The organism is Alteromonas sp. 009811495, assembly GCF_028865455.1.
GTDB lineage: Bacteria > Pseudomonadota > Gammaproteobacteria > Enterobacterales > Alteromonadaceae > Alteromonas.
Genome location: NZ_CP113972.1, coordinates 4326072 through 4336986, shown reverse-complemented (window position 1 = coordinate 4336986; position 10915 = coordinate 4326072). Strand labels below are relative to the sequence as shown.

General features: G+C 46.2%; 12 protein-coding genes. 5 read left to right on the top strand and 7 right to left on the bottom strand.

Annotation, left to right across the window (positions count from 1 at the left end; all coding sequences use genetic code 11):
* Positions 1–4 precede the first annotated feature (4 nt).
* Positions 5–592: a GNAT family N-acetyltransferase gene (locus OZ660_RS19405; protein WP_226431778.1), complete on the top strand. Its 588-nt coding sequence runs from the start codon at positions 5–7 to the stop codon at positions 590–592.
* Between the two features lie 105 nt (positions 593–697).
* On the opposite strand, the gene OZ660_RS19400 is transcribed toward OZ660_RS19405, so the two are convergent.
* Positions 698–1837: a polysaccharide deacetylase family protein gene (locus OZ660_RS19400; RefSeq protein ID WP_274742081.1), complete on the bottom strand. Its 1140-nt coding sequence runs from the start codon at positions 1835–1837 to the stop codon at positions 698–700.
* A 58-nt stretch (positions 1838–1895) separates the two neighbouring features.
* Between OZ660_RS19400 and OZ660_RS19395 the strand changes: the two genes are divergently transcribed.
* A complete protein-coding gene (locus OZ660_RS19395; protein ID WP_274742080.1) occupies positions 1896–3221 on the top strand; it encodes an MATE family efflux transporter in 1326 nt (441 codons plus the stop codon).
* Positions 3222–3239: 18 nt separating this feature from the next.
* On the opposite strand, the gene OZ660_RS19390 is transcribed toward OZ660_RS19395, so the two are convergent.
* The 5 genes from OZ660_RS19390 to nfuA all read right to left on the bottom strand — a co-directional run bounded on the left by OZ660_RS19390 (position 3240) and on the right by nfuA (position 5974).
* Complete coding sequence (locus OZ660_RS19390) at positions 3240–3854, bottom strand: class I SAM-dependent DNA methyltransferase (protein ID WP_274742079.1); 615 nt, start codon at positions 3852–3854, stop codon at positions 3240–3242.
* Between the two features lie 34 nt (positions 3855–3888).
* Positions 3889–4269: a VOC family protein gene (locus OZ660_RS19385; protein WP_226431782.1), complete on the bottom strand. Its 381-nt coding sequence runs from the start codon at positions 4267–4269 to the stop codon at positions 3889–3891.
* A 42-nt stretch (positions 4270–4311) separates the two neighbouring features.
* On the bottom strand, positions 4312–5010 hold the full coding sequence (locus OZ660_RS19380) for an aspartate/glutamate racemase family protein (protein WP_274742078.1): 699 nt from the start codon (positions 5008–5010) through the stop codon (positions 4312–4314).
* Between the two features lie 116 nt (positions 5011–5126).
* The gene (locus OZ660_RS19375) at positions 5127–5363 is read right to left on the bottom strand and encodes a hypothetical protein (protein ID WP_274742077.1); all 237 of its coding nucleotides are present in this window, start codon (positions 5361–5363) and stop codon (positions 5127–5129) included.
* Positions 5364–5395: 32 nt separating this feature from the next.
* Positions 5396–5974 carry a Fe-S biogenesis protein NfuA gene (gene nfuA, locus OZ660_RS19370; protein ID WP_159625512.1) on the bottom strand — a complete coding sequence of 193 codons (579 nt, stop codon included), beginning with the start codon at positions 5972–5974 and terminating at the stop codon, positions 5396–5398.
* A 160-nt stretch (positions 5975–6134) separates the two neighbouring features.
* Between nfuA and OZ660_RS19365 the strand changes: the two genes are divergently transcribed.
* Positions 6135–8777 carry a M14 family zinc carboxypeptidase gene (locus OZ660_RS19365; RefSeq protein WP_274742076.1) on the top strand — a complete coding sequence of 881 codons (2643 nt, stop codon included), beginning with the start codon at positions 6135–6137 and terminating at the stop codon, positions 8775–8777.
* Between the two features lie 74 nt (positions 8778–8851).
* Here the strand turns inward: OZ660_RS19365 and OZ660_RS19360 are convergent, their stop codons facing one another.
* Positions 8852–9562, bottom strand: coding sequence for a ComF family protein (locus tag OZ660_RS19360; protein ID WP_274742075.1), 711 nt, complete (start codon positions 9560–9562; stop codon positions 8852–8854).
* A 99-nt stretch (positions 9563–9661) separates the two neighbouring features.
* Between OZ660_RS19360 and bioH the strand changes: the two genes are divergently transcribed.
* Both bioH and OZ660_RS19350 read left to right on the top strand, forming a co-directional pair.
* Positions 9662–10471 carry a pimeloyl-ACP methyl ester esterase BioH gene (gene bioH, locus OZ660_RS19355; RefSeq protein ID WP_274742074.1) on the top strand — a complete coding sequence of 270 codons (810 nt, stop codon included), beginning with the start codon at positions 9662–9664 and terminating at the stop codon, positions 10469–10471.
* A gap of 142 nt (positions 10472–10613) precedes the next feature.
* On the top strand, positions 10614–10907 hold the full coding sequence (locus OZ660_RS19350) for a hypothetical protein (protein WP_202262935.1): 294 nt from the start codon (positions 10614–10616) through the stop codon (positions 10905–10907).
* The last annotated feature ends 8 nt before the right edge of the window (positions 10908–10915 follow it).

Genomic DNA, 10915 nt, shown 5'->3' with positions numbered 1-10915 from the left:
TAATATGGATATCAAAATCAGGCTAGGAGTGGCGTCTGATGCCGCTCAAACGACTCCACTTATTCTCAGCGCTGCGGAGTCATTATTAACTTCTATTTTCGGACACAATCAAAATAAAACGGCTGAAGGTTACCTTTTTCATGCATGGCAACTAGGTGGTGGTCAATATGGCTACAACAATCACTGGGTCGCTGAAAAAGACGGTGAAGTACTTGGCGTTATCACTTCGTGGCATAGCAAGTTAGGGGCAGCATTTGACCGCGCTACACTTGATAGCATCACCTCATATTTCACACTTGATGAAGCGATGAACGTACTGATGCGTAATCAGACGGTCGCAGTCAATTTAACGCCGCCTGACAATACTGAACTTATGCTTGGGCACCTTGCAATCGCCCCGGCAGGTCAGCGCAAAGGTATTGGCACTGCTTTAGTGGACGCAATGCACAAAAGAGCAGAAAAGCTGAAAAAGCGAAAGCTTGTACTGGATGTCGAGTTGGCCAATGTGGACGCTATTCGCTTTTACCAACATGTCGGTTTTAGCGAAGAGTCTATTAACAAAGGTTTTATTCGTTTTGCCCGTGATGTTTAGGTAAACGTTTTCTTATATACGTGAGCGCTAATGTAACAGCATCAACGTGGCTTACCTCTTGATGTGAATTAATGCGAAAGACAAGCCGTGTTTTTGCGTTACTCTTTAGTCAGGGTATCGCCCCGCTTTATCAGCAATAAAGAATGGCTGTGAATACCAGTAGTATCGTCCCTGCGCTTTTATTGATGGGGCGGTACAGTTTATGCGAGAGCGACCTATTGGCAGTGTGTCGTTAATGCGAAAAGACACGGTATTGCCTTTACTTCGGGTCTCAATGGCATCACCTTTAAAAAAGCACGTGACCTGTGAGGTGCGCATATCATCACTTTCTATTGTAAGAGTGATAGGGTCGCTAAGCTTACGATCTGTTAAGCGAGGTTCCTGAAGTGATGAGTGCGTAACAGGCATGGCCAGACTGTCTAACTTGGTCTTTAAACTATTGAGATTGGCGTAGGGCCCTGCTGCTGGAAACCGAGGTAGTGCTCGTAAGTCGCTATGCGGCCCTACTGCACCTGAATGTTGTCCAAAACCAACGTAGCCTTCTTCTTTTAACTTTGCTGCTAAGCTGAGGTTGTACTCGCCAAAAGGGTAGGCCAAATACTTTAAGCTGACACCAATTTGGTCATTTATTTTGCGTTCAGCGCTCGCCACGTTTTGCCACACTTTATCCAGCCATACCGATTCGCCCAACGACTGCTCATCATTGAGCATATGCAGGTGATCTAGCGTGTGGTTGGCAAAGGTTACCCCGTCATTCAACATACGCTTAACTTGTTCCCACGTTAGCTGCTTAGGGCCCACGTCGATTTCATCTGGGTTGATAAATATGGTGTAAGGAAAGTCCATTTTAGTCAGTACTGGGTGGGCATTTTCCAAAATATTGGCAAAGCCGTCATCAAACGTGATGGCAACCGCTTTATCTGGTAAGGGCGTATTGGCCTTAAGTGCAGCCACAACATCTTGTAGGGGCACCACGGTGTGATTGGCCTTTAAGTATTCCATATGTGCTTTGAAATCACTTGGAGAAATACTGGTACTTGGTGGCGTTTCATTTGATACATGGTGATACAGCAAAATAGTCGCATTGGGTATAAGTGGCGCTTGGTCGGACGATGACGCGGTCGCGCTTAGTGAGGTAACACCGAATAAAGTGGCGCACACTGTAGTCATCATAGACGCAGGGGATGGGGCCGAATTCAAGGATGCTGAGGACCTTATCCAAGACCGAATTAAATTGATTAGCATGATACACTCCTTCCTTAATGCCATTTTATAACCGTTAATGCAAAACAGAGATCACAGAATGCCTCGCTCTTCCAATGCTCAGCCTGCTTTTTTCAGCGATCATACGCGGCTACTTGCCTTGGCATTGCCAATGATTCTGGCAAATATTACAACCCCGTTACTTGGCTTAGTCGACACCGCTGTACTGGGGCATATGTCAATGCCCGCTATGTTAGCAGGTGCATCAATAGGTGCACTAATATTGACGCAAATATATTGGGTATGCGGCTTTTTGAGAATGTCATCAACAGGCTTAAGTGCTCAGGCCAAAGGCAGTAACGAAGCACACTATGAATCGGCGAAAGTGTTGTGGCAGACCGTTGCGGTTGCACTCGTTCTTGGTATTAGCATACTGGCCTTCCAAAAACCAATTGTTCAGGTTGGTTTGAGTCTTACTAACCCGAATGTAAATGTCGCTACCCACCTCAGTGACTATTTTTACGCACGAGTATGGGGTGCGCCTGCTGCTATGCTGAATTTAGCGCTAGTAGGGTGGCTGGTGGGTCAGCAAAAAACGCGCAGCGTAATGACTATACAAATTGTCGGTAACCTATTGAATGCCTGCCTAGATGTTTTATTTGTATTTGGTCTTGGTTTGTCGGTTGCTGGTGTGGCTTATGCCAGCGTTATCGCTGAATACAGTATGGCGGTAATGTCACTGACAGTTGCCCTTAAATGCGTGGGTGATGTGTCTATTTCAGCTGCGTGGTTTAACCGCGCCGCGCGTAAAGTGTTGCTGAAGCTAAATGGTGACATGCTCATTCGCAATCTAGCGCTTCAGGCCTGTTTAGCATTTTTAACGATTCAAGGCGCGCGCTATGGCGAAGTACCTGCAGCGGTGAATGCCATACTTATGCAATTTTTTGTGCTTATCGCGCTTGGACTTGACGGTATAGCATACGGGGTAGAAGCCTTGGTCGGAGAAGCGAAAGGTGCAAGGAACGCCCACGAAATCAATCGGCGTACATACCAAGGGCTACTGTGGTCGTCACTGTTTGCAGTGCTCTACAGTGTTGTATTTTTGTTTTCGGGTGAGCGTATCGTTGCGTTACTGACGCAGCATGTGGCTGTTATCGACGCTGCACTTCCCTACTTGCCCTTAATGGTTTTATTGCCTTTGCTGGGACATTGGTGCTTTTTATACGACGGTGTATTTGTGGGTCTTACGCGCGCAGAGTCTATGCGTAATACCATGGTGATAAGTGCACTGTTTGTCTTTTTCCCGATTTGGTATATCACGCAACATCAAGGCAATGTCAGTTTGTGGTATGCCTTGCTTGCGTTCTTATTTGCGCGGGGTGTTACATTGGGGTGGACGTTCTATAGAATGGACAAGTTGGCGTAGCCTACTTTTAGACATGCCCTATTGTTTTTGCGCTACAACCACGGTGTGTTGTTCAGGATATTGGTCGTATTCAAGGTGTCTAATGTGGCAACCTAACTCTAGAAGCTGCGAGATATACCCATTTATGCCTAAAGACGCGTAGTAGACTTCTGGCCCCATGGTTGTATTCGTATGGCTACCCGATTCATCCACACCACCACAGCTGAAAAGAAGTACACCTTTTGAGGGTAAGTTTTCAACCAGCTTTTTGAGTACGGGAGCATGCTGCGCTAAAGGAAGGTGCCAAAAACTGTCCCATGCGCTGATGAATGCATAGTGCTTGGGCAGTTCAAACGTACAGATATTACCTTGGTGAAATGTATGGGCAGGCATTGATGTACGCGCGATTTTTAACATTTTCGCTGATATATCAATACCTTCATAACTAAGCCCGGCAGTTTCAATAATTGGGATAAAGCGGTTAGTACAGCCACAACCCACGTCTAACGCAGTACCATTTTCTTTTACTAGGTGCGCAGGCAAAAACGACAGGGCTTTTTCATAGGCAGCAAGCCCATTTTCACGGTTAAAGCCGTCTCTGGTCCACAAATGTGTAATGCTGTCGTAGGCCTGCCCTGTTTGCTCTGGTGTCACGCGCTAGTTCCTTATTGCTATTATTCTCGGGCTACTAACGAATAACGTGAGTAGCACACAGTTTGTTGCCCGCAGGATCACGCAGGTACGCAAGATACAGCTGTCGCTTGTCATTGCCACGTATGCCCGGTGGATCTTCACATGCTATACCACCGTTTTCGCAACCGACTTTATGCCATTCATCAACGATATCTGGTGTGCGTGCCGCCAGCCCAAGTGTTGTACCATTGCCGTGCGTTGCCGCTTCGCCATTAATCGGCTTGGTTAACGCTAAAATTCCTTTGGGTGTGTAGTAAAAAACCCGTCCGTACTCGTCAAAAACGCCTTCGTCGTAACCCAAAACACCTAATATGGCGTCATAAAATCGCTTCGATGCGTCTAGGTCGTTGGCTCCAATCATTACATGGCTAAACATGATAGTGTCCTTTTAGTTGTTTAGGAGGACCTTGGTTTGTCTTTAGTCTTGCGCGAGCGCAAATGCCACTGCGGCTTGTGCATGAATAGCAGTGGTGTCAAAAAGACGAACTGAGGTGTGCTCTTGTTGTACTAATAACGCAATTTCTGTGCATCCCAAAATAACGCTTTGGGCACCTTGTTCACACAGCGCATTAATGATCTCAATATACGCCTTACGCGACTCAACACAAATCACGCCCTTGCATAATTGTTCATAAATAACGCTGTGTATAACACGTCGTTGCGCTTGGTCGGGAATGACGACATCAATATCAAACTTTTCTTTCAATCGACCAGAGTAAAAGGTTTGCTCCATGGTAAATTGTGTGCCGAGTAACCCTACTTTCGAAATGCCTTGTTGCTGCAAGACCGTCCCTGTGGCGTCGGCTATATGCAAAAGTGGAACAGAGACAGCACCTTCAACAGCATCAGCTACTTTGTGCATAGTGTTAGTACAAATGAGGATAGCATCGGCACCAGCATTAGCGAGACAAACAGCTTCTTCACTGAGCATATTGGCCATTTCATCCCATTGGCCTTCATGTTGAAGCCGTTCAATGAGCGCGAAATCTACGCTGCTAAGGAGGAGCTTGGCACTATGCAAACCGCCGAGGCTAGCATTGACGCCACGATTTATTGCTTGGTAGTAACTTACCGTAGATTCCCAGCTCATACCGCCTATTAGACCAAGCTTTTTCATAACCAGCATCTCCCTTTAAAATAGTATCCAAGGTTCTACTGTGCAGCGGAATAAGTGGGTTTACAAGTATGTTGTGGTTTACAAGTATGCAGTATCTAAAGCGAGCGCTTTGAGCATTAAAATTTCGGTGGCGGCTTTTTATTTTTTATAAACGAAAAGCGTTGAATGAAAATACCGATATAGCCAAGCATGGCATATCCGAAGCCTACAAAAAGGATAGTAAGTGACGCGTAATGGAAAAACGCGGAAAAGTGGCCAATAGCGAAAAGCGACACCGCGCCGACAACGAAAATGGATAATCCAACTTTAAAGCGTTGCCAGCATTGGTGTATATCGTTAAAGAGAAATAGCATAAACGCTACCGCTACTGGGCGAGCGAACTCGCCTAGTAGTAAGAGTGCTCGCCAGCTTGGTGTTCTGTTGCGTCACGTACACCGTTTAATTCGCCTGCGAACTGTTCAAGCATTTGCTTTTCAATGCCTTCTTTAAGCGTTACGTCTACCATCGAGCAACCATTACAACCGCCGCCGAATTGAAGAATGGCGTAGCCATCGTCAGTCAGCTCAGTAAGAACTACATTGCCGCCGTGACTCGCCAACTGAGGATTAATTTCAGACTCGATCATGTAGTTGATGCGCTCAGCAAGTGGGGCATCGTCGGCCACCTTGCGCGCTTTGGCATTAGGTGCTTTTAGCGTAAGCTGAGAGCCCATTTGGTCAGTGACATAATCGATTTCTGCTTCGTCGAGGTAAGGTGCACTCTCTTCGTCGACCACTGCATCAAACCCATTGAACGGTAATCGCGTATCAGTAGGTTCAACTGCGTCAGGTGGACAATAGGACACGCCACACTCTGCCGACGACGTGCCTGGGTTTACGACGAATACACGAATATTCGTGCCAGACTCTTGTTTACTCAGCAGTTTTACGAAGTGAGCCTGGGCTTCTTCTGATATAGTAATCATCAGCAAGTCCTACATATTTGAAAATTTGGATCAGTGTATCAAATTTACCTGAGTAAAACAGTCAGGTATTAATTAAATAAATTATTTCAGTAAATCGAATTTGTTGAAAGCATTACTTCTGTAACGGCATTTCAGCTATAACAACAAGACGGGAAACGCGATGCTAGTAAATCTGTTCAAATGCGCCCAAAAGAGCCGCCTTGCGTTGGCAACAACGCTCGCTTTTAGCGCCCTGACCTTAGGTGCCTTCAATAGTAACAATGCGTATGCTACGCCAATTACTGTTACCCCCGATGTGGGAGGGAAACCCGTACAGGCCTACTTACCCGACTCTGTTACGTACAATCCAGCCATTCCTACCCCTGAGTCAGTACTAGGCGCCAACATTGGTGAATGGCATGTGCGTCACGATCAACTTGTAGATTACATGAAGCGTTTAGCTGAAACGTCAGACCGCATTACCATCGAAGAGACTGGCCGAACCCACGAAAATCGTCCTTTGGTGCTACTTACCATTACAGCGCCCAAAAACCGCAATAACCTAGACGCAATGCGCCAAGCGCATATCGAAGCGATGGAAAGTGGCAAATCAGTCAGCGATAATGCGCCGCTTGTCTTTTACATGGGTTACAGCATTCACGGCAATGAGCCGTCAGGTTCTAATGCATCTCTTGCACTTGCCTACTATCTTGCTGCTGCACAGGGCGACGAAATAGACGCCTTGTTGAACAACAATATTGTGCTCTTTGATCCTTCTTTCAACCCCGACGGACTTTCTCGATTTGCACAATGGGCAAATATGCATAAGGGCAAACAGCTAGTTGCGGATTCTCGTCACAGAGAACACGATGAGGGGTGGCCATCAGGCCGTACTAATCATTATTGGTTTGATTTAAACCGAGATTGGTTGCTATTAGCACACCCTGAATCACAAGCGCGTATAAAGCAGTTTCACAAATGGCGTCCGCATGTGCTTACCGACTTTCACGAAATGGGCACAGACAGCACATACTTTTTCCAGCCTGGTGTGCGCTCGCGTAAAAACCCAATGACACCTGATGAGAATGTAACGCTCACTGAAGCCCTTGCGCAGTATCATGCTGCTGCTTTTGATGCACAGGGTAAGTTGTACTTTACCGAAGAAGCCTTCGATGATTTTTACGCCGGTAAAGGTTCAACCTATCCAGACCTACACGGTAGTATTGGTATTTTGTTTGAACAAGCCAGCTCACGCGGACATTTACAATCGTCGATAAACGGCGAGCTATCTTTTAAAGATACAATTGCAAACCAAATAACCACGTCACTAAGTACGTTTAAAGGTGCATTAGCGAATAAAGCAGCAATTTTAGATTATCAGTCAAACTTTGTTGAAAGTACCAAAGCACAAGCGGCTAAAGACGAAACGGTTGGTTACGTAGTTGGCACCAACACTGACTTAGGGCGGCTCAACGCTTTCGTTGCACTACTTGAGCAGCACAATATTCGCTACGACGTAGTGAATAAGGCAAGCAAAGTAGGAGACACTACCTACGGTGCTGGCCACGCCGTGTATATCCCAACAAATCAACCACAATATCGTCTTGTGAAATCGATTTTTTCAACGCAAACCTCATTTGAAAACAATACATTTTATGATGTATCGACGTGGAATTTAGCGCTGGCCTTTAATCTTGATTATTCACCGTTAGATAAAGGCGATGCCAGAGACGTTAAACGTGCAGATGGGGCATTACTGAGTACTAACGCTCTCAACCCTATTCAAAAAAATGCCTACGCGTATGGTTTTTCTTGGCAGCACTACTATGCCCCCGCCATGCTACAAACTTTATTAGAAGCGGGCGTAAAGGTAAGAAGTACAGAGAAGTCTTTTTCAGCAATACAGTATGACAATAGCACCACAACATTGCCTGCTGGCAGTATTGTGATCCCTAAAGGGCTCAATCAGCCTGTCGATTTAGCACAAATTATCGAAACGGCGCAGTCCCAGCTACATGTGCCTGTTCACAGCTTTAAGAGTGGCCTTACACCAATGGGGAATGACTTGGGTAGTAGAAGTATGGCACCCGTTACTCCTCCTCAAGTGCTTATTGTAGGCGGTGAAGGCACCAGCGAATATGAAGTGGGTGAAATATGGCACTACTTTGACACCAAGGTAGGACTAGCAAGTAGCATTGTTGAACAGCAACATGTGGGGCGTGCACTCGCTGACGATTCGATCAGTTACACACACATTATTTTTCCCAGTGGTCGATATACGTTCTCAGATAGCGAGAAAACGCAGCTAGAACAGTGGATAAAAGCGGGCGGTGTTGTTATTGGGCAAAAGTCAGCGATTCGCTTATTCGCTGAAAACAATTGGTTAGATGTAGAACTCATCAGTCGCGATACCATTGATAACGCCTTTGACGAAAGTAACTTAACCTATGGCGATGGCGCTTCTCTCTATGCAAGAAAGCTGGTGGCCGGTGCGGTCTTTGAAGCCAATATCGACGTATCTCACCCTTTATTCTACGGGTATGACGATGACACCCTGCCGCTTTTTAAAACCAGCAATATGATTGTGAAAGGTGATAAGTCTCCGTTTACAACCCCTGCGCGTTATACTGATGAGCCGTTGATGGCTGGGTTTAGTGACAACGCGATGGTTGCGTTAATCGCACAGACCACAGCGGTAACAACCAATAAAATGGGTCGTGGCGTGGTCATTGGCTTTACCGACAATACCCAGTTCAGGGGCTATTGGTACGGTACCAATAAGATGTTGGCAAATGCCATCTATCAATCACACTTTATCCGCTAACTACTTGTAATTTCGCATCTTATGCTTGCCGTTTACCAAGGGTAACGGCAAGCTTTAGGGCGTAAACGCGCATCTTACTCTAGTTTCAATAACACACTTTTGGGCGGCGGTGTAAAGGTTAAGGCCCATACTTGCACATGTATTGCGGGGTAACGGTCTTTTAGTAGCTTAGCCAGTGTATTAACAGTTACACCAGTGGTGATCACATCATCTACAATGGCGACAGTGAACGGCACTTTGTCATTGCATTGTTGTATGGGATACCACTTATCAATAGCACGCTGCGTTAGCCGATAAGTTTGCCGCGCGTTATCAGCACGCTTTGCCTTGGACAAGTGATGCTGAACACTGCTTCCATGGCGCTTAGCCCAGTTGCATTCGAAGGGAATGCTCAGAGCATTGCCTAAATAGTGACATATCACCGCTGCTTGATTGTAGTGCCTATGCGCTAAACGCCATGCACTAATGGGGACAGGCAGTAGCAAATTGGGCACAGCCAAAGTGCAGTGTCGCTTCTTATGGACAAACCAGTTGCTTAGTACTTTGCCTGCAGTCAGAGAATGGGTAAACTTAAACTGGTGAACCAGTGATGACATGGGCCACGTGTGTAATCCTAATACACTCAATACCTTATAGTGACTATGCTTAACGTGGCGGCCAACAGGGCCGTACCTAAGTAAGTCATCTCCGTGTATCTGTGTATCGAAAAAAAACATGTCATCGTCACACCAGTGACATACTGGCGTGGGACTTGCCTGATAACATAGCAAGCATGAAAGGTTCATTGTGTTGATTCCATCAACTTCCTTAACTTGTCGACCGTCGGTCTAATTTCATCATGACGCGTTTTTGCGTAAAACGCGTGTTTGCCAAAGGAGGTGTAAATGGAAAGTTTGCATACAAACGGCGCGCTTGTCACCCGTACAGAGGGTACAGGTATCGATGTAGTATTTCTTCACGGTTGGGGGATGAACAGCGGTGCGTTCACCTCTTTTATTCCTTATCTAAGCGACAATTTTCGCGTTACCACAATCGACCTTCCCGGCTTTGGGGAGAATGCCAGTGTGGTACCCTCACCTTATAATGTTGACTCGTTAGCGCGCGCGATTGTCGAGGTATTACCTGAACAGTGTGTATTAGTCGGGTGGTCACTCGGGGGGTTAGTGGCCCAAAAAGTAGCATTGATGGTACCCGAGAAGCTCACTGGGTTGGTGACTATTGCGTCTACTCCACGCTTTATAGCTGGTCCTGGTTGGCCGGGCATTGCAGCTGACTTGTTGAAAATGTTCGAAACGCAATTGGAGAAGAACTTTCAAAAGACCCTCGAACGTTTCTTAGCTATACAGGCGATGGGCAGTGATACAGCAAAGCACGATATAAAGACAATTCGACAGCAAGTGACGCAATATCCAGACCCTGCAGAAGAAGCTCTGAAAAAAGGGCTCAGGATATTGTCTACAGAAGATTTGCGACAGGATGTCGGGCGTATTGCTATACCAACGTTACGGCTCTACGGTAGGCTTGATAGCTTAGTCCCTACTAGTGGCATTGACCAAATCTGTGAATTGCACCCACAGTCTGACGCTGTCGTACTACCTCACGCGTCTCATGCGCCCTTTATCTCCCATCCGCAGCAAACCGCTGACATTCTGTTTCGTTTTGCAGCCAATATTTATCAGCAGAAGGCGTCTTAGTTCATGCGCTAAACCGTTACTGTACCTGCATAGAGAGTAAAAAAGCCTTGTATGACATGTGTTTAATATTGTCGCTAGCTTCAAGGCTTCCTATTTTCTCAAAATTGGTTAATAATTAGGCATGAGAGGATAGAGGTAGTGTATGACTAGCGTTAGTGGCGCCAATCTAAATTCTGCTTTTTTAGCAGGGCAATACGGTTTGCAAAATGCCAGTGATGGTATTACGCAGGCTGCGTCGAATATTGCCCAACGCACTGTGGAAAGTAATGCCTCTTCTACCGATGCACAAGCAAATGCATCGTCTAATGTTTCAAATGGCAACCTAACAAATGATCTTATTGCGCTTAACGTCAATAGCACCAACGCGCAAGCGTCTGCACGCGTGCTCGACGTAGCAAATGAGACGGTGGGTACCATTATCGACATCTTGGCTTAGGGGATATA